The sequence below is a fragment of the Arthrobacter sp. Soil_C_60 genome (genome assembly GCF_057656375.1).
This window is the reverse complement of the sequence record NZ_JBDGKM010000002.1, coordinates 212,759-235,845: the sequence shown is the minus strand read 5'-3', so window position 1 is coordinate 235,845 and position 23,087 is coordinate 212,759. Positions and strand designations below refer to the sequence as shown.

Annotated in this window: 18 protein-coding genes; 6 read left to right on the top strand and 12 right to left on the bottom strand. The window is 62.6% G+C overall.

All coding sequences use genetic code 11. The annotated features are described in order from the left end of the window. Positions 1–2: 2 nt before the first annotated feature. The 6 genes from AC3A4M_RS04805 to AC3A4M_RS04780 form a co-directional block, all read right to left on the bottom strand. Positions 3–1,259: a sugar ABC transporter permease gene (locus AC3A4M_RS04805; RefSeq protein WP_498734275.1), complete on the bottom strand. Its 1,257-nt coding sequence runs from the start codon at positions 1,257–1,259 to the stop codon at positions 3–5. After that, positions 1,256–2,152, bottom strand: coding sequence for an ATP-binding cassette domain-containing protein (locus AC3A4M_RS04800; protein ID WP_498734784.1), 897 nt, complete (start codon positions 2,150–2,152; stop codon positions 1,256–1,258). Before AC3A4M_RS04800 ends, AC3A4M_RS04805 begins: the two co-directional genes overlap by 4 nt. A 75-nt stretch (positions 2,153–2,227) precedes the next feature. Beyond that, positions 2,228–3,319, bottom strand: a complete 1,092-nt coding sequence (locus AC3A4M_RS04795) for an ABC transporter substrate-binding protein (RefSeq protein ID WP_498734274.1) — start codon at positions 3,317–3,319, stop codon at positions 2,228–2,230. A gap of 62 nt (positions 3,320–3,381) precedes the next feature. Continuing rightward, positions 3,382–4,392, bottom strand: coding sequence for an NAD(P)-dependent alcohol dehydrogenase (locus AC3A4M_RS04790; protein ID WP_498734273.1), 1,011 nt, complete (start codon positions 4,390–4,392; stop codon positions 3,382–3,384). An 864-nt stretch (positions 4,393–5,256) separates the two neighbouring features. Next, positions 5,257–5,703 (bottom strand): DUF5956 family protein, encoded by a 447-nt coding sequence (locus tag AC3A4M_RS04785; protein WP_498734272.1) that lies wholly within the window; start codon positions 5,701–5,703, stop codon positions 5,257–5,259. 32 nt (positions 5,704–5,735) lie between these two features. Further along, positions 5,736–6,146 (bottom strand): hypothetical protein, encoded by a 411-nt coding sequence (locus AC3A4M_RS04780; protein WP_498734271.1) that lies wholly within the window; start codon positions 6,144–6,146, stop codon positions 5,736–5,738. 494 nt (positions 6,147–6,640) lie between these two features. On the opposite strand from AC3A4M_RS04780, the gene mfd reads away from it, so the two are divergent. Continuing rightward, positions 6,641–10,213, top strand: a complete 3,573-nt coding sequence (mfd, locus tag AC3A4M_RS04775; protein ID WP_498734270.1) for a transcription-repair coupling factor — start codon at positions 6,641–6,643, stop codon at positions 10,211–10,213. Between the two features lie 78 nt (positions 10,214–10,291). Here mfd and AC3A4M_RS04770 read toward each other — a convergent pair whose 3' ends face one another. The 4 genes from AC3A4M_RS04770 to AC3A4M_RS04755 form a co-directional block, all read right to left on the bottom strand. Continuing rightward, positions 10,292–11,119, bottom strand: a complete 828-nt coding sequence (locus tag AC3A4M_RS04770) for an HNH endonuclease signature motif containing protein (protein WP_498734269.1) — start codon at positions 11,117–11,119, stop codon at positions 10,292–10,294. Then, entirely contained in the window at positions 11,116–12,651 is a 1,536-nt protein-coding gene (locus AC3A4M_RS04765) for an AAA family ATPase (protein WP_498734268.1), read from the bottom strand. The genes AC3A4M_RS04770 and AC3A4M_RS04765 overlap by 4 nt, the downstream gene beginning before the upstream one ends. 832 nt (positions 12,652–13,483) lie before the next feature. Further along, complete coding sequence (locus AC3A4M_RS04760; protein ID WP_498734267.1) at positions 13,484–13,690, bottom strand: hypothetical protein; 207 nt, start codon at positions 13,688–13,690, stop codon at positions 13,484–13,486. Positions 13,691–13,736: 46 nt separating this feature from the next. Then, positions 13,737–15,338 (bottom strand): PucR family transcriptional regulator, encoded by a 1,602-nt coding sequence (locus AC3A4M_RS04755; protein WP_498734266.1) that lies wholly within the window; start codon positions 15,336–15,338, stop codon positions 13,737–13,739. 101 nt (positions 15,339–15,439) lie between these two features. Between AC3A4M_RS04755 and AC3A4M_RS04750 the strand changes: the two genes are divergently transcribed. The 5 genes from AC3A4M_RS04750 (at position 15,440) to AC3A4M_RS04730 (ending at position 20,232) form a co-directional block, all read left to right on the top strand. Further along, positions 15,440–16,306 (top strand): GNAT family N-acetyltransferase, encoded by an 867-nt coding sequence (locus AC3A4M_RS04750; RefSeq protein ID WP_498734265.1) that lies wholly within the window; start codon positions 15,440–15,442, stop codon positions 16,304–16,306. A gap of 26 nt (positions 16,307–16,332) precedes the next feature. Further along, complete coding sequence (locus tag AC3A4M_RS04745; RefSeq protein ID WP_498734264.1) at positions 16,333–17,274, top strand: ABC transporter substrate-binding protein; 942 nt, start codon at positions 16,333–16,335, stop codon at positions 17,272–17,274. A gap of 5 nt (positions 17,275–17,279) precedes the next feature. After that, complete coding sequence (locus AC3A4M_RS04740) at positions 17,280–18,251, top strand: amino acid ABC transporter permease (RefSeq protein WP_498734263.1); 972 nt, start codon at positions 17,280–17,282, stop codon at positions 18,249–18,251. Further along, positions 18,244–19,053: an amino acid ABC transporter ATP-binding protein gene (locus tag AC3A4M_RS04735; RefSeq protein ID WP_498734262.1), complete on the top strand. Its 810-nt coding sequence runs from the start codon at positions 18,244–18,246 to the stop codon at positions 19,051–19,053. The genes AC3A4M_RS04740 and AC3A4M_RS04735 overlap by 8 nt, the downstream gene beginning before the upstream one ends. Positions 19,054–19,119: 66 nt before the next feature. Next, on the top strand, positions 19,120–20,232 hold the full coding sequence (locus AC3A4M_RS04730; RefSeq protein WP_498734261.1) for a mandelate racemase/muconate lactonizing enzyme family protein: 1,113 nt from the start codon (positions 19,120–19,122) through the stop codon (positions 20,230–20,232). A 112-nt stretch (positions 20,233–20,344) separates the two neighbouring features. On the opposite strand, the gene AC3A4M_RS04725 is transcribed toward AC3A4M_RS04730, so the two are convergent. Beyond that, complete coding sequence (locus tag AC3A4M_RS04725) at positions 20,345–20,935, bottom strand: hypothetical protein (RefSeq protein WP_498734260.1); 591 nt, start codon at positions 20,933–20,935, stop codon at positions 20,345–20,347. Between the two features lie 28 nt (positions 20,936–20,963). After that, on the bottom strand, positions 20,964–22,985 hold the full coding sequence (locus tag AC3A4M_RS04720; protein WP_498734259.1) for a beta strand repeat-containing protein: 2,022 nt from the start codon (positions 22,983–22,985) through the stop codon (positions 20,964–20,966). Between the last annotated feature and the right edge of the window lie 102 nt (positions 22,986–23,087).

Below are 23,087 nucleotides of genomic sequence, written 5' to 3'. Positions count from 1 at the left end.
CACTAGGCGCGGCCGTGCGAGGTGCGGGACTTGCGTGAGACGGCGTCGAGAATCACGGCAAGCAGCAGCACCAGGCCGGTGATCATGTAACGGAACGAAGATTCAAGGTTGAGCAGTGTGAGGCCGCTGGAAATGGACTGGATCACCAGGATGCCCAGGAGTGCGGAGAATGCGGACCCGCGGCCGCCGAACAGGCTGGTTCCGCCGATCACCGCGGCGGCGATCGCATTGAGGTTCACGTCGCCGGTACCGCTGCTCTGCGCCGAGGCCGCCAGGCGGCCGGCAGCCAGCATGCCGCCGACAGCCGCGAACGTCGAACACAGAACGAAGATGGACACGTAGATGCGGTTGACGCTGATGCCGGCCCGCCGCGCCGCTTCCCGATTGCCGCCGACGGCGTAGACGGAGCGGCCCCACCGGGTCCGGGTGAAGGCGTAATGCATCATCAGCACCAGGGCTGCGAAGAAGACGAACATCCAGCCAACGCCGCGGGCCTGGTTCAGGTACCACACCGCGAAGAGCAGGATCACGGCCAACAGGATCGACTGCATCACGACCAGCCGCATCGGTCTGCCCGACAGGCCTGCCTTGACCCGCTGACGGGAGAGCGTGAGCTGGCTGAGGAAGAAGCCTGCCACGCCGAGGACCGCCAGCACGTAAGACAGCCATGCCGGTACGAACGCCTGTTGGCCGAACCAGACCAGGAAGGAATCGAACGGCAGGTTAATGGTGCCCTCGACACCGAGCACAAACAGCTGCAGGCCGAGGAAGCCGAGGAGGCCAGCCAGCGTGATCACGAAGGACGGCACCCCGAACCTGGTGTACACCAGCGAATAGACCAGGCCGATAGCAGCACCGGCGGCCATCGCCGTGAGGATCGCCAGCCCGATCGGCCAGTCCTGCTTGATGAAGGTGACGCCGACGATCGCGGCCGATAGGCCGCTGACCGAGCCGACGGACAGGTCGATCTCGCCGACGAGCAGGACGCACACGATGCCCAGCGCGATGACTCCGACGGCGGCGCTTTCCAGCAACAGGTTGACCAGGTTGGCGCTGGAGAGGAAGAAGGGATTGAGCAGCTGGAAAATGCTCCAGATAACCAGCAGTCCGACGACGATGGGCAGCACGCCCAAATCGCCGCCGCGGACCCGGTTGATCCCGACCTTGACGGCGCCCTTGAAGCCCTCGGTTCGGATCAGCCGTTCATCCTGCAGATCGGTGGCCACCGGGACGACCGGACTGGTTGGATTGGTTGTCATGGTGCGGCTCCTTCTTCCGGTGCTGGTCCGGACCCCAGTTGCCCGGCGCTTCCGGGGGCTTGGCCGGGCGGCAGCGAACCTCCACCTGGTCCGTCCAGCCGGTCAGCCCCGCCCACCGTTCCTGCCGTCCCTGCCGCGTTGGCGGCGGCTGCGGCGCCGGTTTGAGCGGCGCGCTGGGTCACGACGTTGTCGGTGGCGCCGGTGATGGCGGCGATCAGTTCGTCGGTAGACACGTCCTTCATGCGGAACGTGCCGTTGTTCTTCCCCAGCCGCAGCACCGCAACGCGGTCGGCGACCGCTTTAACATCCTGCATGTTGTGGCTGATCATGATCACCGCGAGGCCGTTCTCACGCAGCCGCTCGACCAGATTCAGGACCTCGGCTGTCTGCGCCACGCCGAGGGCAGCCGTGGGCTCGTCGAGGATGATGAGCTTGGGGCTGCCGAGCAACGACCGGGCGATGGCGACGGTCTGCCGCTGGCCGCCGGACAGGGAGGCCACGGCGATTCGGACCGAGGGGATCTTAGCCGAGAGCTGGCGCAGTAGCTTCCAGGACTGGACTTCCATCTCCACTTCGTTCAGCCGCCATGGTCCCAGCTCCCGGCCAAGGAAAAGGTTGTCGACGACGCTGAGGTTGTCACAGAGGGCGAGGTCCTGGAACACGGTGGCAATGCCCAGCTGAATGGAATCCACCGGCGTGTGGATGGTGACGTCCTTGCCGTCGAAGTTCACCGTTCCGGTGTCCTGCGGATGCACGCCCGCGAGAATCTTGACCAGAGTCGACTTCCCGGCGCCGTTGTCCCCGACAAGGGCGACGACTTCGCCAGCGTGGACGTCCAGCTCGATGTCGGTCAAGGCGGCGACGGCACCGAAGTGCTTGCTGACACCCCGCATGGACAGCACCGGAGCGGTTGCCTCCGGGCGTTCCGCTGAGACAGTGGACACTGCTTTCCCTTTCCCTGTGACGTCCTATTCAATGCCGAGCTCGTCGCAACCCTTCGTGTATTCGCCGGTGCAGACTTCCGAGGCCTCGTAGATGCCGCCGTCGAAAATCACTTCCTTGACGTTCTCCTTGGTGACAACCGTTGGCACGAACAGCGCCGACGGGGTGTCGAAGAGCGTGGCGTCCGGTTCCGGCGTTTCGCCGTTCAGCAGCTGGACCGCAACCTCGGCCGACTTCTCCGCGACGATTCTGATCGGCTTGGAGATGGTGTTGTACTGGTCGCCGCTGATGATCCGCTGGATCGCCGCAACCTCCGCGTCGTTCCCGGTGACCGGCGGGAAGGGCGAGACGCCGGCTGCCTTGAGCGCCGCGATGGCGCCACCGGCGGTGCCATCGTTGGCGGCTACGACGCCGGTGATCTCCTCGCCGAACTGGGTGATCTGGCCGGCCACCCAGTCCTGGGCCCTGGACGGCTGCCACTCGGGCGTGTCATAGGATGCCAAAATCGGATGCTCGCTGGCATCGATGGCTTCCTTCGCGCCTTCCTTGATCAGCTGTGCAGCCCGGTCTGTGGGCGAGCCGTTGACCATCAGTACCCCGCCGGTCTCCTTGCCGTCGGCGTCCAGCTTCTTGACCAGGTCTTCGGCGATGAGGGAACCGATCTCCTTGTTGTCGAACGAGACGTAGAAGTCGGCCGCTGTATCGGGGACCGGCCGGTCGTACGTGATGACTTTGATGCCTTGGCCCTTCGCGGTGTTGACCAGCGAGGCGGCAGCGGTGCTGTCAACCGGGTCGAGGACCAGGACCTTGACGCCCTGGGTGATCATGGCGTTGGCCTGCTGCTGCTGCTTGTTCGCGTCACCGTCAGCGTTTTGGTAGAGCACCTCGCAGCCGGCACAGAGTTCTTCCACCTTGGCCTTGAACAGCGGGCTGTCCTGCTGCTCGTAGCGGGTGGAGGCCCGGTCCGGCATCAGGAAGGCGATTTTTCCCTCGGCCTCGCCGCCGTTCCCGCCGCCGCCGCCTTCGCCGCCTCCTCCGCCGCCACCGCAGGCAGTCATGCCGGCTGCCAGAAACAGGGCAGTGGTGAGGCCCAGGATTCCCCGTGTGTGCTTCTTCATCGGTGCTCCTCTGTACTGGTGGTGTGCCCCGTTGCGGCTGGTTGTGATTCCGGCTCCCGCGGTCAGAGCTGTTGGGGGTAGATCATCGCCTTGAGCGATTCGGGTTCGGTGGACGTGTTGTCCAGTGCGGCCGCGGTTTGCGGCAGTGAAAAGCTGTGCGTCACCAGGCCCTCCAGGTTGATCCGGCCGGACGAAACCAGGGCGATGCCCAGGGGCCAGGTGTTGTTGTACCGGTTCACCATGGAGATGGTGATTTCTTTCCAATTGAGGATGGACAGAGGCAGCGGCACCTCTTCGGTTTTGGCAATGCCGATGACAGCGGCCCGCCCGGCCTCGTGCAGCCGGCCCAGCGCTGAGGCAAGGACGCCATTTGCGCCCGAGCATTCCAGCAGTACGTCAAAGGTCCGCGAGGTCGGCGCGTCGCTTTTCTCCACCGTGAACCCATGGTCGGCGGCGATACCGAGCCGGTAGTCGGAGATGTCCGTCAAAGTGACGCTGCCCGCGCCGAGGGCCCGCGCAGCTTCGGCGGCGAGCAGGCCGACCGGGCCGGCGCCGGTGATCAGCACGTCATCGCCGGCCTGAAGGTTCGCCCGCTGGCAGCCCCACAGCCCCACGGACAGCGGCTCGATCAGCGCGCCGTCCTCGTAGCTCATCGAATCCGGGATCGGGAAGTAGCAGCGGGCATCCATGGCCAGATACTGCAGCAGTGCGCCGTCGTAGGGCGGGGTGGCCAGGAACTCCAGGTTGGGGCAGAGATGGTAGCGTCCCGCCCGGCATTCTTCGCAGCTGCGGTCCGGCGTGCCAGGCTCGACGGCCACCCGGTCACCAACGCGGACATTGTCGACTCCTTCGCCGACGGCCACCACCTCGCCGGAAACCTCGTGGCCCAGGATGAACGGGCCATCGACGACGAACGGGCCGATCTTTCCGTAGCGGTAGTAGGCGACGTCGGAGCCGCAGACCCCCACGGCTTCCACACGGATCACGGCCTGACCGGGAGCAGGCTCCGGCGTCGGGCGTTCCTGAATCTCGATGCTGTTCAGGCCGGTCATCACGGCGGCGGCATTGCCCATCTACGACTCCTTTGAAGCAGCCACTGGGTGAAAGGGTCCCGCATGGACATGTGATTCAAGGCACATGCACACGCATATGCTAACCCCGGCGGAGGTGCCACGGCTATGAAATCGCAGGTGGGAGTTTCGGCGGGGAACAGCCGAACGTAACTATCCCGAAAACTAGGGGTGCAGATGTCCCTCGTCCGGGGCTTACCGGTCAGGTGAATGGATTGGACACTAGGTATAGCCGTCCCAGCAGCGAAGATTCCCGAACGGACGGCCGGTCGAGCCGGAGCCTACGTTTCCCAACCCGCAGGCTCCGGCTCGACACCCGTTATTGCCTGGGTCCGGCTGGCACATTCGAGCATGATCGAGATGCTGCCCCCGCCTGAACCGCCAAATTGGCGAGGGCACTTAATCACGTTCCTGGCGCGTGACCTCTCGGATGTCGGTGGAACCTGGGTCGTACAGTCCGCCGGGCTGGCCGCACCCGCGCTGGTGCTCCTCCGCGGACACCCGACTGCGGCAGTGGGAGTGGGAGCCCAACCCCTTCCGGGAGTATTCTCTCCCTAGTCCGGTGGGAAGACGCCATGCTCGAAGCGGAGCGATGGCGTCTCGTAACAGGTTTGTCTTCCCTTAGATTGGGACCGAGCATCACCACCACAAAAGGGGCGAAGGTGAGTACGAGGACGATAACGTAAAGGGTAATTTCCATGTCGAGCTCCTGCCCTTGGCATCAGAATAAGCGCCAAAAACACGGTGCACAATGGGCTAATTCGCAGGCCAAAGAACCCGCTTTGCGGCAACGATTCGCAGCTACGGCAGTGATGGTTAGCAGGGGGAGCCAGCAGCCAATTTTCCAGACGTTCGGGACGCTCCGGCTCAGTCCCTCCCGTAGAGCACGTCGACGATCCGCAGCATGATCGATGCGATGTCGGCCGGGTTTACGGCTCCGGGGGCGGCCGCCGTGATGCCGCGGTTGATTTCGCGTGACAGGGCCTCCTCGGACGGAACACCGGGCGGGATCCGCATCAGCCAGACGTATCCTCGCGGCGGGGGCGGTACGCCGGCGTCCCGGAGGTAGTCCTCTACACTTTCATCGATAGTCTGCCGGTCATTCACTGTGAACGGTTCCATCCGCGTTTCGGTAACGCCGCCAGTTTCAATCGTGACCCGCACTTCCCGGCCGGTGTCATCGGCGGGCAGCTTGCAGACGTTTTCCGTGCCGGCCGCCCAAGCGGCGAGCATGCCCCAGCCGGTTTCGGGCACCTCGGCCCATTCGCTGCTGTGGGCGCCGTCGGGAACCTCGTCCCAGTTTGTTGGACTCATTGCGGAAATCGGAGCCCTTCAGCTGGCTGGAGCTACCCGCTGACAGGTGCCGGGTCCGCGAAGGCGTCCGGCTGATCGGTCAGCTTCTTGTTGAACGCCCGGCCCAGGAGGTCGCCGCCTTGCTCGCCGAAGAAGAGTTCGTCCGCGCGCTCCTCCAGTTCGCTTTGCGCGTCCAAGGTGTCCGGGTCATCGAGATCGATGTCTGCGGCTTCGACGGCTATGGATACGATGCCGTCGGCCAGGGCATCGAGGCCGAACCAGCGGTAGCCCGCCACCGCGGCGGCGAGCTCATCCTCATCGAGAACCTGGATCCCGTGTAGCAGGCCACCGTTCTGGGCGACGTTGTCCAGCATCAACAGGTCATAAAGGGCCCGGTCCCCTTCGGCCCGTGGACCCTCATAGTCGTAGTCCAGCGCTCGGTTCCATACTTCTTTTTCGCGCATTCTCCGGAATCCCCTTAGCATTCGTAGCTACGGCCGGCGGCCGGCGGAAGCGGCCCCACGACCGAGCATAACGGTAGTCGGAGCGGAGGTGGAGAGCTCGACGCCAAGAAAATCGAACGGCTGGATCGAATCCGTTTTATCCGCTCGCGCTGACCTCGAATTTTTGAGGAAATACTGAGCTGGCGCAGGCGCTGTCCTTGAGGTGTTGGCCAAATACTGTCTGACAGCGCATTCCTACAGAGACACAGTCCTGACGCCCCTTGCCCGGACCATTCGCAGCTGTCTCTGCAGGTTGTGCTTAAACGGGGTGCGGGCAGCGCTGGGAAGAGCCTGCCCGCATTCCGGCCAGGCCCAGGCTATTGATTCCCTGTCCAAGCTCCCGGCTCAGAACGTCAGTCGCGGGCGGTAAACTTTTACCCGTGACCCCGGAGTTCTGCTGAACTTCGGGTATTCGTGTTGCGCCCTGCCCGGGGAAGAGTTAAGGATAGAAGACCATGAGCCTGAACGGACTGCGGACTGCCCTCGCCGAAGACAAGTCCTTCGAGCGGGTACGGCTTTACGCGTCCCGGCCGGCGGGGGAGCGAAGCGAGGATCTACAGATCGGGGCTCCTCCCGGACTGCGTGCGGCGTTGCTGGCGGAGATGGTCGCGGGACAGGATTCCGGCGTCGTTCTTGCGGTCACCGCTACCGGACGGGAGACCGAGGATCTGGCCACGGCGCTGCGCTGCTACCTGCCGGCGGAGGCCATCGAGGAGTTCCCCAGCTGGGAAACGCTCCCGCACGAGCGGCTTTCCCCTCGCTCGGACACGGTGGGCCGGCGTCTGTCCGTGCTGCGCCGGCTCAAGTACGACGACGGCGCCAGCCCGCTCCGCGTGGTGATCGCGCCGGTGCGCGCGGTGCTGCAGCCGCTGGTCAAGGGCCTGGGCGAGCTGAAGCCGGTGTCGTTGAAGGTGGGGGACGAGGTCTCCTTCGAATCCGTGGTCCGGCAGCTGGCCGATGCCGCCTACGCGCGCGTGGACATGGTCACGCACCGGGGCGAGTTCGCGGTGCGCGGCGGCATCCTGGATGTCTTCCCGCCCACCGAGGACCATCCGGTGCGCATCGACTTCTTCGGCGACGAGGTGGACCAGATGCGCTGGTTCGCGGTGGCGGACCAGCGCAGCCTCTCGGGCGAAAACGTCAAGCACCCCAGCGCCCTGTACGCCCCGCCGTGCCGGGAGCTGCTGATCACCCCGGACGTGATGAGCCGGGCGGCCAAGCTGAAGTCCCAGATGCCGGCCGCGGCGGACATGTTGGAGAAGATTGCCGGCGGCATCGCGGTCGAGGGCATGGAATCGCTAGCCCCGGTGCTGGTGGACGCCATGGTCCCGTTCCTGGGCGAGCTGCCCGAGGGCTCCCTCGCCGTCGTTATTGAGCCGGAAAAGGTGCGCGCCCGCGCCCACGATCTGGAAGCGACCAACGCGGAGTTCCTCGCCGCGGCGTGGGCCACGGCGTCGGACGGCGGCGACGCGCCGTTGGATCTGGCGCTGCAGGGCAACCTGGACGAGGCTAGCTTCCGCTCCCTGGCGGACACCCGCACCACCGCGCTGGACCGCAAGGTCTCCTGGTGGTCCATCACCTCCTTCAACCCGGACGATGAAACCGTACTGGACGTGGACACGCTGACCGTCAGCGCGCGCGAACCCCGCGGCTACCAGGGCGACGTGGCGGAAATGATGGAGTTCATCGGCGGCCGCGTCCGCGACCAGTGGCGCGTCGTCGTCGCCACCGAAGGCCCCGGCCCCGCGCAGCGCCTCGCCGAGCTCTTCCACGACAATGACATTCCCGCCACCCGCGTCGACTCCCTCGAGGACGAGCCGCAGCCGGGCATCATCGAAATTACGACGGCGAGTGCGGGCAAGGGGTTCGTCTTCGACGGGTTGAAGCTCGGCCTGCTCACCGAGGCGGACCTGCTGGGCCGGACCTCGGCTGCCGGCACCCGGGACATGCGAAAAATGCCCTCGAAGCGGCGCAACGCCGTCGATCCTCTGCAACTGACCGCGGGTGACTTCGTGGTGCACGAGCAGCACGGCGTGGGCAAGTTCGTGGAGCTGCTCCAGCGCTCTTCCGGGGCCGGCCCCACCAAAACTATGCGCGAATACCTGGTGCTGGAGTACGCGCCGTCCAAACGCGGGGCTCCGGGGGACCGGCTGTTTGTGCCCACGGACCAGCTGGACCAGGTCACCCGCTACGTCGGCGGCGACGCCCCCGCGCTGTCCAAGATGGGCGGCTCGGACTGGGCCAACACCAAGAACAAGGCGCGCAAGGCAGTCAAGGAGATCGCCGGCGAGCTCATCCGGCTGTACTCGGCGCGGATGGCCTCGCGCGGGCATGCCTTCGCCCCGGACACCCCGTGGCAGCGCGAGCTGGAGGAGGCGTTTCCGTACATCGAGACGCCGGACCAGCTAACCACCATCAACGAGGTCAAGCAGGACATGGAGCGCGAGATCCCCATGGACCGCCTGGTCTCCGGTGACGTGGGCTACGGCAAGACCGAGATCGCCGTGCGTGCCGCGTTCAAGGCGGTGCAGGACGGCAAGCAGGTGGCGCTGCTGGTGCCCACCACCCTGCTCTCGCAGCAGCACTACGAGACCTTCTCCGAACGGTTCAGCGGTTTCCCCATCCGGGTCAAGGCGCTCTCACGCTTCCAGACCGCCAAGGAATCCAAGGAGACCATCGAGGGCGTGAAGAACGGCACGGTGGACGTGATCATCGGCACGCACCGGCTGCTGTCCAAGGAAGTGGACTTCAAGGATCTGGGCCTGGTCATCGTGGACGAGGAGCAGCGCTTCGGCGTGGAGCACAAGGAGGCGCTGAAAAAGATGCGCACCAATGTGGACGTCCTGGCCATGAGTGCGACGCCGATTCCACGGACCTTGGAGATGTCGCTGACCGGGATCCGCGAAACCTCCACTTTGGCCACGCCGCCGGAGGAGCGGCACCCCGTGCTGACCTACGTGGGCGGGTACACGGACAAGCAGGCCTCCGCGGCCATCCGGCGCGAGCTGATGCGCGAAGGCCAGGTGTTCTTCGTGCACAACCGGGTCTCCTCGATTGATGCCACCGCCGCCCGCATCCGTGAGCTGGTGCCCGAGGCCCGGGTTGAAGTGGCGCACGGGCGGATGAGCGAGTCCAAGCTCGAGCAGATCATCGTGGACTTCTGGGAAAAGCGCTTCGACGTCCTGGTCTGTACGACGATCATCGAAACCGGCCTGGACATCTCCAACGCCAACACGCTGATCGTGGACCGGGCGGACAACTACGGACTGTCCCAGCTACACCAGCTTCGCGGCCGGGTGGGCCGTGGCCGCGAGCGGGCCTACGCCTACTTCCTGTACCCGGCGGAGAAGCCGCTGGGCGAGGTGGCGCTGGAGCGGCTCAAGGCCGTGGCCTCCCACAACGAGCTCGGCGCCGGCATGCAATTGGCCCTGAAGGACCTCGAGATCCGCGGCGCCGGCAATCTCTTGGGTGGGGAGCAGTCCGGCCACATCCAGGGCGTCGGGTTCGACCTCTACATCCGGCTGGTCGGCGAGGCCGTGGCCGACTACCGCGGCGAAGCCGAGGAGAAGGCCGCCGAGATGAAGATCGAGCTGCCAGTCAACGCCCACCTCCCGCACGACTATGTTCCGGGGGAGCGGCTGCGACTGGAGGCCTACCGCAAGCTCGCTTCAGCTACCACGCTTGAAGGGATCGACGAGGTGGTCGAGGAACTGACCGACCGCTACGGTGAGCCGCCCCTGCCCGTGCAGAACCTCATCGCCGTGGCGCGCTTCCGGGTTGGTGCCCGAGAGGTTGGCCTGACCGACGTAGCGTTGCAGGGCAACTTCATCAAGTTTGCCCCCGCCTCGCTGCCCGAGTCCAAGACCATGCGCCTGAACCGCATGTACCCCGGATCCCAGGTCAAACCCAACCTCGACTTCATCCTCATCCCCAAGCCCAAAACCTCCCGCATTGGCGGCCGCGACCTCTCCGACCAAGCCGTCCTCGAATGGGCCCAAGGCGTCATCGACGCGGTGTTTAGGGGGTAGAAGCTATTGCAGACAGATCGGGATCGTAAATAAGTAGTTAACCAAATTCCTACCCGAGCCTTTCCCCGGAGCGGCCAGCTACAACCAATTCTGAAATTGGCAGTACTCTTCATCCAAAGCTAGACCGGCGCAGAGCACAGCTTCCCAATGGTTCGCTCCCCTCAGAGCTGATAGGTATTGCGCCTCAGAAGAAAGATAATTATGGACTTCGGTACGCCCGCCTTGATGATATAAGTTCCGAAGTCTCCCGGCACGGTTCCCCATTGCATAGACGGCTTTTTTGCCAAGGCGAAAAGGAAGCTCAAATAGCTCGAAGGACTTCTCAATCCTGAGATATAGGTTGCTATCTACCGACTCGTGATTCTGAATCGAAAAGCTGTATGTGATATTTGAGCCACTGATTATTGGTTGCGCAAAGAGTATCTGCGTAGTGGGGAAGGAGTCGAAATACGGGTGAAGGAATGCCCACGACAAATCGTGGAAACTCTTATCCAGCTTAATTCGGTTGCATTTTCCGCACGTCGGCACCAAATTGCTTATATGAATCGAAAATTCAGGCCAAATTGAGCTCGGCAACACATGATCCAGCTGATCAACTTCTCCAAAATCACAATACGGGCATACTTCTGCAGACGCCATCAGTATGCCGCGGATAGTCGGGCTGGCGAGTCTTTCATCCGAAAGACTGTTGTAATTATTCTTCAACGCTGATACAAGGTCTTCTTCCAACTCTGGTAAAGGAACAATTCGAGAAGAATCTCCCTTATGCCGATCATACGTCTCATAAGCCAATTCAATGGTAGAAAAGGAAGATTCGAGCGCAGCTTTGCTCGTCTTGCTTCTTAATGGTATTGCGGTCTTTAAGACACCGATAGAATCATAAGCAGGTCTTTTAATGGTAGTCATCTGTTAAAGCGGACCCCCATTTGCATCAACAGTGCACGAGCTTGGCTGCTTATGCCCAACGGAAACAACCGCTCTATTTGCGCTGGTTCGAGTTTAGTGGCCATTGTTCTGAGCGTTCCTTCAAAACTTCCTTCCGAATTATCTAAATTGAAGACTTCTTCGGTCAAAGTGCCTAAGTTTTCGCCATAGGTTTCTCGCCTTGGCTGAACAAATTCTCTCAAGTTTTCCGTGCGTCGGAGTATGTGGACGTGAGATCGCGGGATTTCTTGAAGGACGACCGGCGAATGAGTTGCGATCACTGCGAATGATGAAGTTGAAGCTAGTGCACGGCGTATTCCTTTCATTAGCGCCGCAAGCAGCGGGGGGTGCAAATGTGATTCCGGCTCATCAATAAGGGCAAGTGACCCTATGCGCAGATGTGCGACCAAATTAACAACAATGGCAAGGGCGATCTGGTGTCCGCTACTAAGCGGCTTAAACTTATTCTGCCAACCTATGCTGTAGAAGTCGATCCTAATGTTAGCTCGCCGAAAAGAAGGCTCCTCAAATAGTGGTTCGAGGGCAGCGGCAAGAGCAGCTCTTCTTGAATCCGTTCTGATATTACCAAGAGCTTCTTCTAGCTCAACTAGCCTGTCATTTTCGGACTTAAGCTCGTCGGAACTTGACTGGGTTTTGTGATCCTGTTTTCGGAGTCCGCAATATCTATAGCCAAATTTCTCGACTATTTCTCCGTCTTTTTCATTCGGTCTCGGAATCTCGAATGTATCGAAAGCGCTGTATGAAATCGCTACGGTCGCAGGGAAGCGAATGCTCATGTCTGTGAAGCTGCCATAAGTTTCCGTTATGTCCTTCTTGATTCGGCGACTTTGGCCAGAGGAAGCTACTTGTGCAATTCCAGCCAGTAGCATCGTCTTACCGACGCCGTTGTAGCCAATCACGCAATTTATTCGACCAGGAAGGTAGGAGTCTTTGCTGAAACGAAGAGGCAGCAGTGCCCCGTCTATTGTTCTATAAACGAGATCGATATCTTGCGTAAAATCTTCGGCACGTGCCAGGAAGCCCGAATATTTTAGGGCTATCTCTGCCGAGGGGTTTCGGAGTAGAGACTCGGAGAATCCAGGTCGGTTGATGAATTTACTCCGTATAGAAGAATTGAAGACTACATCCTGCATGCCGCCTAAGTACGCTGCTCGTATGGACGATGGAACCTCCTTCAGCTGCTCGTAATAGTCAATGCTGTTCGCGAGTGAACAATAATTTGGCCCTAGCGAAGAAAACTTAGTCGGCGGCTTTGTTTTATTGTCTTCCGGGCCGTAGTCGTATTGCAGTATTTTGACGGGGCCAAGGTCGATAACTTTGGACCTACTTAGGTAAAGCTTTGCGTGAAACAGTGTTTTGTAGGTGAAGTCATCCCACTTGTCCTGGACAAGCACAGCTGAAGGGTAGTGGCTAAAAGTAGGATGGGGCGTCTCATGCTGGTGAACATGGAATTGGATTACGGGCTGCGTCCCGTCGCTTGGTGGCAACGTCATGAACTTCCTTCCGAGAGTCACTAACCGTTTGTTCCAAGTATGGATCAGCAGCTCGTAGATTCTTCCATCCTCGGGTTGTCTAGGGGCCCCGGGGTCATCGTCTACGTCAAGCATTTCAAGTCTTGTCAATTCGCATTGTCTTAACCTGCCGAAGGGATCATCATTGAACGGAATTCGTCGCGCTAGTCGGTGAAGCTAGCAGCCGTAGGTTTTAGTCTGGAATTGCAGTCTCCGTGAGCTGCGGCCTTAGATTCCCCTTGGCCAAGGCACCGGTTTCATTGACAGGGATGGTGCAGGCGGTTTGCCGGTGATGTGGGTGACCGCGGCGCTCGGATTCGACTGTGGCTGCCGAGTGCCGACGGTTCGCAGGCTGTTCCTGGCGCTGGCGATGCAGCGGAGGGTCTCGGCAATCACGGGGTGCGGGTCCGCAGACCATCACGTTGTTGACAGTCGTGGTGACGTTGAACATTGCAGGTTGGCGGGGCCTAAACATAGTTCTACCGCAGGTTGACCGACCCGAGATTCTCCATGCTGTTCTGGCGGCAGGATGTCGACTGTGTCGCCGTTGTTGCCGAGTCCCAGCAGGTTGCCGTCCTCAGCCGAAGTGAGTCAGGCAGCGGAGTCCCGTTCCACCTCGGAGTGACAGTGGCCGGATTTGCCTGTTGGCTGTACATGAGACTCATGCGGTCGCTGGCTTCGAGGAGTCTGCACGTGGCGGATCCGTTGGTGCTTCGGATATCCGTTCCGCCGCGGCGTGCAAAGGCCCGACGGGAAGCGATGACTCATGGATTGCGGGGTAGCAGGTGGATGCGTGCTGAAGAACAGCCTGGCCTCATTCTGCTTCAGGCGCTTCGCGGCGGAGCTTGGCCCAGGATTCGGCCACGGCCAAATGTTTCCTCGCCGCGGCCACGACGGCCTCTGGCACGGGGGTATTCCAGGCCCGTACTAGGTCTGCGAGTGTTTCCGCGGCGGAACGACGAGCCAAAGCCAATTCCATGGAATCGGCAATGCCAATGCGGATGGCTGGTGTTGCGGTCATGTTCTGTATTCGAAGCAGGGTGGGCACGCGGATTGTTTCCGCATGGTCAGAGCAACTCCTGAAGGTGCAGGCTGAGCCACAGAACCAGGGTGTCTTCGGGCTGGTCCAGATCAATGCCAAAGAGTTCGCTGAGGCGCCGGAGACGATAGCGGAGGGTGTTCTGATGCAGCGACAGAGCGGCGGCAGTTTTGGCGGAATCGCGCGATAAATCGAGGTAGGTGCGCAACGTCTTGGCATAGTCGGTGCCGGACTTGGCATCGAACTCCACGATCTGGGTTGCGGCCGGGGACATGAGCCGCGGGGTGTTCCGGAACTGTGCAGCGAGTTCGAGCAGTGTCAGGCGGCTGCGAACTTTCCGGGCGCTGGCAAAGTCACCGGCGCTGCGGCCGGAAGCGAGCATCAACAGAACGAGGTCGGCGTCGTGCCGTGAACGGCTGATGCCCGCGACGGTAGCGACGCTAGAGCCAGTGGACGCCCGTAGCTGGACCGGCAAGGTGGCGGCGGACCGCTCGATTAGGCGGCGGGCCAGGGTCTCGATGGACGCCAGAGCCGACGCGGCAGCGTCGGTGAAGAGGGCATAGATGGTGGTGCCGATGAGGACGCAGTGCGCGCCTTGTCGGTGGGACTCACATTGTGTGGTGACAAGGTCTACGAGGCGGAGCAGGGAGATTTCGTCGGCTTGATCGAGTTGCGGCTGGAAAGCGACGACAACGAACGGCCCCGAGGGCTTGAGTCCAAGTTGTTCCGCGATGAGTTGGACGTCGTCGCCGCCTTCCAAGAGTCGGCGAAGGAGCTCTGCCCGTTGCTGCCGGGCCAGATCGTTGGCGCTGCGGGCACGCAACATGTGCAGGGCAGCGATATCGGCAGCGCGCTCCAGTGCCTGCTCCGCCTCGGAATCCAGGCCTCCGTCAGCGTCGACAACCCAGATGGAACCCAGCGGTTGGTTCCCTGCCCGGACGGCGATTGCCAATCGGTCCAGTGCGGTGCCGATCCCTTTGATGTGTACGGCGCCGCGGGACTGGAATACGGAGGCGTATTGCTCGGCGTTCTCCGGCAGGTAGGGAACCTGCCGCCCCAGGATTCCGTTCCGTCGGTCTTCGTCGATGGGCTGATCGGGGAGGGCAGAGTAGGCCAGTACCTGTTCCTGTATGTTTTCGATGGTGGTGGCGCCACCGACCATGGCGGCGATGGCATTGGCCAAGGCAAACAGGTCACCTGCCCCCAACGGCGAAGGCGACCTGCTGGTTTCTGCCGCGGTACTCAGCGCCGATTCCAGAAGGGCGTAGAGCTGCCGCCAGCCGACGGCGTCGTCCACCACCAGCAGGGCGATGCCGACCTGTTCGGCGGTATCGACGAGTTCGTCGATGTCCTGGGAAAGCTGCTTCAGGACGATCGCTCCGAACCCGGCGCTCGCAGCGATTCGAACGACGTCGTTGGTTCCTGGATCTGCAGGATGGAGGCCTATTCCCAACAGGATCTCGCCGCGGAATCCTTCGAGGGGCGCGAGCGGGTCGTAGAGGGCAGGGCTTGTCAGAGACAGCTTGGGGGAGTTGCCGTACGAGCGGACCAGCAGGCCGGACCGCTCCAGGACTTGCAGGAGGTCGGACAAGTCGATGCTGTCCGGGGTTTTCGCGAGAGTGACCACCATGTGCACATTACCGGCGGCTTGTGCTGGGCCACAAGACAAAGGACGAAGGTTGGTGCCGGGCGCTGAAGTCATGGCGAGCCCTCTCAGACCATAGTTGACGCATGTCACTTACAGTTGAAGCCAATCCGGCAGCACGCCAAGCCGAGGAAGCCGGTGCCGCTGCCGCCGCCAGAGCCGGCGTCCGTGTCGTCGATGAACACGACCGCGAAAGACTCCGCGATGTTGAAGAGTTGCTTATCTCCATCTGGGGAATGTCTCCCCATGGTGCGCCGGTTCCCTTCGATCTCCTGCGGAGCATCTCCCACGCCGGCTGCAACGTTTCCGCCGCCTACCGGACGGACGGCGCGCTGTGCGGGGCGGCCGTTGGCATCGTCTCGCCGGGAGGGCGGACAACCTACTCGCTGATCGCCGGCGTCCTGCCCGGCACGGCGGACAAGGGTGTGGGTTTCGCACTCAAACAACATCAGCGGTCCTGGTCCCTTGCCCGCGGGATCGACACCATGACCTGGACCTTCGACCCACTGGTCAGCCGCAACGCGCGCTTCAACCTCACGAAACTCGGTGCCCACGCCACGGAGTACGCCCGCGATTTCTATGGCGAGATGCAAGACGATATCAACGCCAACGACGAAAGCGATCGGCTCGTTGCCGTCTGGCCGCTGACCTCCACACGGAGCATCAACTGCAGCGAAGGCGTAGTCGAAGAACCGCAACTGCCCCAATCCGACCTTGTCCACATCCTCGAATACGGCCCGGACTCCGGTCCGCTGCTCCGCGAAACACCGGGCGTCCTCTGGTGCCGGGCACCGCAGGACATCGTCGCCTTGCGTGCCGCGAATCCGGACGAAGCAAGCCAGTGGCGGTTGACGATCCGCGGGATCTTCGAATCCGCCTTTGCCTCCGGCTACAGCGCCACCGGAGTCACCCGGACCGGCTGGTACCGGCTGACCAAACCTAGCCAGGCCTGACCTACACCCAACACCAGGAGTAAACAATGCGCCACAAAAATCGAGCAGTCAGCGTGCGTCACGTCCTCGGCGTCGCAAGCCTGAGCCTCCTCGTCGGGCTCACCGGGTGTGCAGGAGGAGCCGCCCCGGCTGCAGAGCCGCAGCCGATCTCCACCGCCGACATCGACCCCGCCGCCGCAGCGGCCCTGCCGGAGGAATACAAATCGGCCGGAGTAATCAAGGTGGCATCGGACATTCCCTATCCGCCGCTGGAGATGTTCGATGAAAACCAGCAACTCACGGGCCTGGATTACGACCTTGCCCAAGCGATGGGCGCCAAGCTGGGCGTGCGGCTGGAACTGCAGACGCAGGCGTTCGACAGCATCATCCCGTCACTGCAGTCCGGCAAGAACGACATCATCATGTCCGGCATGAATGACACGGTTGAGCGGCAGGAGACCCTGGACTTTGTGGACTACCTCCACGCCGGGTTCTCCATCCTGGTCCCGGAGGGCAATCCGGAGAACATCACCACCGTGCTGGACCTGTGTGGCAAGAACGTCGCCGTGCAGAAGGCGACGGTGCAGGGGGAGATCCTCCGCAGCTATGACCAGCAGTGCAAAGACAAGGGCTCCGAGCCGGTGAACGTTGCCGAGCTCCCGCTGGAAACCGATGTGCAGACAGCCGTCCGTTCCGGCAAGGCCTCCGCCGACGTCGTCGATTCCGCGGTGGCAGCCTATGCCGCCAAGACCGCCGGGGACGGCAAGATCTTCGGCATCGTGAAGGACCCGGCGAATCCGGCCGGCTACAACCCCGTCTACACCGGGATCGGCATCCTCAAGGAGGACAAGGAACTAAGCCAGGCCATCCTCGCAGCCCTCGAGGCGGTCATCGCCGACGGCACCTACGACGAGATCCTGGCGAAGTACGACCTGTCCGATTACACGGTCAAGGAAACCGGGCTCAACCTGGGCGGAACCAAACCATGAAGCAGGTGAGCACCCTCCCCGCCCGGCACGCACCAGAAAACGGGGGCACCACCGCCAGCACAGTCGACGACGTCGTCGCTGTTCCCTTGCGGCACCCGTGGCGGTGGATCGTCGCGGGGGCACTGGCCCTGGGGTTTGTCGCTCTCTTCTCGTCCCTGTGGACCAACCCCAACATCGACCACGGCACCATCAGCAGCTACGTTTTCCACCCGCGGATCCTCAGCGGAATCGGCCTCACCCTGGTGGTGACCGTCGTTTCCATGCTGGTCTCGACGGTCCTCGGCGTGCTGCTGGCGGTGATGCGGCTGTCGAAGAACCCCGTGATGAACGCCTTCGCCTGGTTCTACGTCTGGGTATTCCGCGGCACCCCGCTGCTGATCCAGATTGTCTTCTGGGGGTACCTGGGACTGCTGTATTCGCAGATATCCCTGGGCGTCCCGTTCACGGACTTCACGGTGTTCTCGGTAGACACCAACACGCTGGTGCCGGCATTCACCGCAGGGCTGCTGGCCATGACCCTGAACCAGGCGGCGTATTCGGCGGAGATCATCAGGGGCGGGCTGGTCTCGGTGGATGCAGGCCAGCACGAGGCCGCGGCCTCGCTCGGCATGTCTCCGGCGTTCACCCTCTTCCGGGTGGTGCTGCCGCAGGCGATGCGCGTGATCATTCCGCCGATGGGCAACGAGACCATCTCGATGCTGAAGAACACGTCCCTGCTGTCCGTCATCGCGGTTCTTGAGCTTTACACCGTGGCCACCCAGATCTCCTCGCAGAACCTCCGCCAGGTGGAGCTTCTCGTCGTCGTTAGTTGCTGGTATCTCTTCCTGACCTCGGTGCTGTCCGTGCCGCAGTACTACCTGGAACGGCACTACGGCCGCGGAAACGCGCGGCAGCAGGGCCCCACGCCGCTGGGCCGGATTGTGTCCTCGTTCCGCAAAGGCAAGCAGCCAGACTCGAAAGGACCAGTCAATGACTGACGCCCTCGCAACCCACCGGCCCGAACCCGTCGCCGCGGCGACGACGCCGCTCCTGGTTGCCAGCAACGTCCGCAAGCAGTACGGCAGCGTGGAGGTGCTGAAAGGCATCTCGCTGACCGTCAATGCCGGTGAGGTCATGTGCCTCCTGGGCCCCTCCGGTTCCGGCAAGTCCACGTTCCTGCGCTGCATCAACCATTTGGAAAGGATCGACGGCGGACGCATTTCCGTGGGCGGCGAACTGATCGGCTACGCCCAGCGCCAGGACCGGGTTTTCGAAATGAATCCACGCGAAGTGGCCCGGCAACGCCGCAGCATCGGCATGGTGTTCCAGCGCTTCAACCTGTTCCCGCACATGAGCGCCCTGGAGAACATCTGGGCGGCGCCCGTGGGGGTGAAGAAGGTGCCTAAGCAGCAGGCGCTCAAGCGAGGAATGGAGTTGCTGGACCGGGTGGGCCTGGCCCACTTGGCGAAGGCTTATCCGGCGCAGCTTTCCGGCGGCCAGCAGCAGCGGGTTGCGATTGCCCGGGCGCTCGCCATGGACCCCCAGCTGTTGCTGTTCGATGAGCCAACGAGCGCACTGGATCCCGAGCTTGTCGGCGATGTTCTCGACGTGATGCGGACACTCGCCGCCGACGGGATGACCATGATCGTCGTGACCCACGAGATCGGCTTCGCCCGCAGCGCCGCGGACAACGTCGTCTTTATGGACGGAGGCGTGGTGGTGGAATCGGGCGCGCCGGCGGCGGTGCTCGACAATCCGCAGCATCCCCGGACCATCGCGTTCCTCAACAGCGTCATGTAGCCGGGCGTACCGTCAGCGTCCCCGGTCAGTCCCACCCCTATCCCTATCTTGAATTGCGAGTTCCGAATGAAAATTTCCCGTGCCACCATCGCGCTCATCGATGTTCCGCTGCTGGAACCCTTCGTGGTTTCTTATGCCACCTACGATTCGATGCCGAGCATCATCTTGACCCTTGAGACCGACGACGGACTGGTGGGCTACGGTGAAAGCGTTCCGGATGGACACATCACCGGAGAAACGCCGACCGGAACGGTCGAAGCCCTCAAGACCGAGCTGATTCCCGCCATCCTCGGGATGGACCCGCGGGATATTACCGCCATCCATCAGCGGCTCGATCAGTCGTTGAAGGGGTGCGGTGCGGCGAAGGCCGCCGTCGACATTGCCTGTTGGGATCTGGCCGGCAAAGCTGCCGGCCGCCCCATCTACGCACTCCTGGGAGGCCGCCGGCCAGAGCAGCCGACGATCGCCAGGGTGATGAGCATTCTGGAGCCCGAGGTGCTCGCCGAACAGGCGGTCCAGGCACGAAACGAAGGTTACCGGCACCTCAAGATGAAGCTCGGCAGCGACGACGGAAAGGACGTGGAGCGCGTCCGGGCGGTGCGGGCAGCTATCGGGGACGACCTGGCCATCCGCGTGGACGCGAATCAGGGGTGGGGTGATCCGGCTACGGCGCGCGTCATGATCCGGGCCCTTGAACCGTTCGGCATCGATTGGGTAGAGCAGCCAATCTTCGCCGATGACATCGACGGATTCCGACTGCTCCGACAAGACACGAGCGCACGGCTCATGGCCGACGAATCCGTGGTGGATGCCGGCGACCTTGCTCGGTTCGTCCGCGACCGCTCTGTGGACATGGTCAACCTGAAGCTCATGAAGAGCGGAGGCATCACGCCCTGCCACCGAATGGCTACGCAAGCTGAACTCGGCGGACTCAAAGTTCAGATCGGTTCCATGTTGGAGACCAGCATCGCTTCGGCTGCGGGGTTCCATCTGGCCCTGAGCCACCCCAACATAGTTTCTACCGAGCTATCCGGTCCAATGAAGTTCGCGAAGGAACCGGGGGACCTGCAGTACGTTCTGCCCGATGTCCAGATCACCGAACGCCCCGGCCTCGGTGTCGAGGTGGACACCGACATCCTTGCCGAACTCACAGTGAACGAGTGCGAAGTCCTGGCATGACAGTTGGCGCTGGTTCTCAATAAACGAACCGAACGGAACGGCGGGTGGAAGCGCAACGCAACCACCCGCCGTCGTCGTTTTGGATGAAGTTCGGATGGCAAGCGGGGTGGCCTCAGGCAACGTCGTATCTGAGGTCCACGGTGGCAAGTTTGCAGGCGTCCTGGTTGATGGATTTGTTGTTGAAGCCGATTTTCGCGCCGGTGAATACCGCTTTTTCTCCTGGTGCCAGAGCGCGGTGCACTGGCATTTGTACGTCGGTCAGGATGTAGTCGCTGACGTCGCACGTTCCAGGTGCCGCACTGGGGGCCGTAACCACGGAGCTGATCCTGGCAGTAACCGACGTGATGTATCTGGTTTCCGTGCTGCCGTTGGTCACGGTCCCAGTGATGAGTGCGGGCTCGACTCCGGGGGCTATGCCGGTGATCATCGAGATCTGCTCAGCCGTGACATCCTCGTCCGGCCCGGTTCCTACCGTGCCGTGGGTCGCCGGGCCGCAGTCAGGCGCGGCATGCACTGGAACCTCGGCGCCGGAGCCGCCAGCAAAAAGCAGTAACAGCAGCAGGACAGTGATGCCTCCCCGCCTGGTGCCGATTCGTCGGCGGGCCGCGGCCACCAACATCAGGCCGGCAGTCACGAAGGCGACGGCCAGTGCTATCAGCGCCGTTATAGGCAGGCCGGTGGCGGCGAGCTGGTCACAGTTCATCGGAGGCCTTCCTGCTGCGGCGGATTGATCAGTTGGCGGTGAACGGATTGCTGGTGATGTCTGCAAAACCTGGTGCAGAGGCTATGAGGACGTGGGATGCAGTAGCTTGCCCTGCGATATACAGATCGCTGAAGGTAGCGATGCCGTTGACGGCAGTAACCGTTAGGGATCCCTTGAGATCTCCGGGAGAAGTGCCCTTCTTCATCGTTACCTGCACCGTTCCTGTCGTTTGATTCCCGAAAGCGTCCGCGATCAGTACGGTGACAGCAGGCGTGATGACCTGGCCTCCCCTCACCGTGCTGGGTGGCTGCTGACCGAACATCAGCTTGGCTGCGGGGGCTGGCGTGACGGTTGCGGTCTGGGTGGCGCTGGTCAGGCCGTTGGCGCTGGCGGTGAGGGTCGGGGTGCCGGCTTTGGTGTCACCGTAGTAGAACGACGCCGTGGACGATCCGGCCGGGATCGTCACGCTCGTGATGGGCGCGCCGCCCGAGGTGATGGAGAAGACCTTGCTTCCGGTGGAGTTCGATGACGGCGTCAACGTGGTGGTTCCGGAGGTGACGGGGTTGCCGAACGTGTCCTGGCGCTGCACGGTGGCCGGGCCGAGGGTTGCCGTTGCGGAAGCGGTTCCGATGACCGGGACAGAAGTGAATACCACTTTGGAGGCGGTTGCTGCGTTGACGGTTGCGGTCTGGGCGGCGCTGGTCAGGCCGTTGCCGCTGACAGTGAGGGTTGGGGTGCCGGCTTTGGTGTCGCCGTAGTAGAAGGACGCGGTGGAGGAGCCGGCCGGGATGTTGACGCTTGTGGTGGGCGTGCCGCCGGTGGTCGCGGAGAAGACCTTGCTTCCGGTGGAGCTCGACGACAGGGCCAATGTGGTGGCTCCGGAGGTGACGGGGTTGCCGAACGTGTCCTGGCGCTGCACGGTGGTCGGGCCGAGGGTTGCCGTTGCGGAAGCGGTTCCGGTGACCGGCGCAGAAGTGAATACCACTTTGGAGGCGGTTGCTGCGCTGACGTTTGCGGTCTGGGTGGCGCTGGTCAGGCCGTTGGCGCTGATGGTGAGGGTTGGGGTGCCGGCTTTTGTGTCGCCGTAGTAGAAGGACGCGGTGGAGGAACCGGCCGGGATCGTTAGGCTCGTGATGGGCGTGCCGCTGGCGGTGGCAGAGAAGACTTTGGTTCCGGTGGAGTTCGACGACAAGGCCACGACAGTACCTCCGGCCGGCGCAGGAGCGGAATTTCCTGACGCGTCCTGCAGTTGCAGGGTCACCGGCCCCAGAGACGCAGTGGTGGATGCGGGACCTGAAACAGGCGGCGTGGTGATTGCCAGCTTGGAAGCCGGCAACGGGGCGCTGACGGTGAAGGGGGTGCTCGTTGCATCCAACAGTCCCGGACTGGTAGCCGTCAGCGTGAAGCCGAGGCCTGCCTTGTCGATGGACAAGTCGTTAAAGACGGCTACCCCCTGGGCGTTGGTCAGGGTGGTCAGCGTTCCTGAGAGTCTGGCACCGTTGAGGTTCAGTCCGCCCAAGGACACGGTGATGGGAACACCGGCAGCCTCGACAGTGGTGCCCAGCACCGACTGCAGGCTCACCGCCACGGCGGGGCTAATGGGGGCGCCGGCCGTAGCCCCGCTGGGCGGGGTGGTGAAAGCCAGTTTGTTCGCCGCAACGACGGTAACGGCACCGCTGGGTACGCTGGCAGCAGTCCAGGACTTGTAGACCGCTGTCACGGTGTAGGTAAAGGTGCCCGCCGCCAGGGCGGTATCGGTGCAGGAAGTTCCCGTGACCAGAACAGTCGAACTGGTTCCGCAGGCCGGCACGGCCGTCCCGTTGCTGCTGGCGCGCGTGACGTAGTAACCCTCCGGGATCGGAGTACCCGAAGATGCCGTCCAGCTGACAGGGATAGTGGAAGCGCCGATCAGGGAAACCGTTACGGCAGTCGGTGCCGACAGCGTTCCGGTCGACACCTCCGCGGTCACGGATCCTGTCGCCGTCCAGTAGGCCGAGGCTGGCCCCGCACCCAGAACAACCGCAAGGAACCAGACAGCGACGATGATCACGCTGGATCGTAACAGGCGCCTCAAAGGCAGCGCACTGGCCCGGACCCCGGGAGGGGATTCGGGCACGGCGGGCTGGCTGGGCACGAGCATCTCGACCTTCCG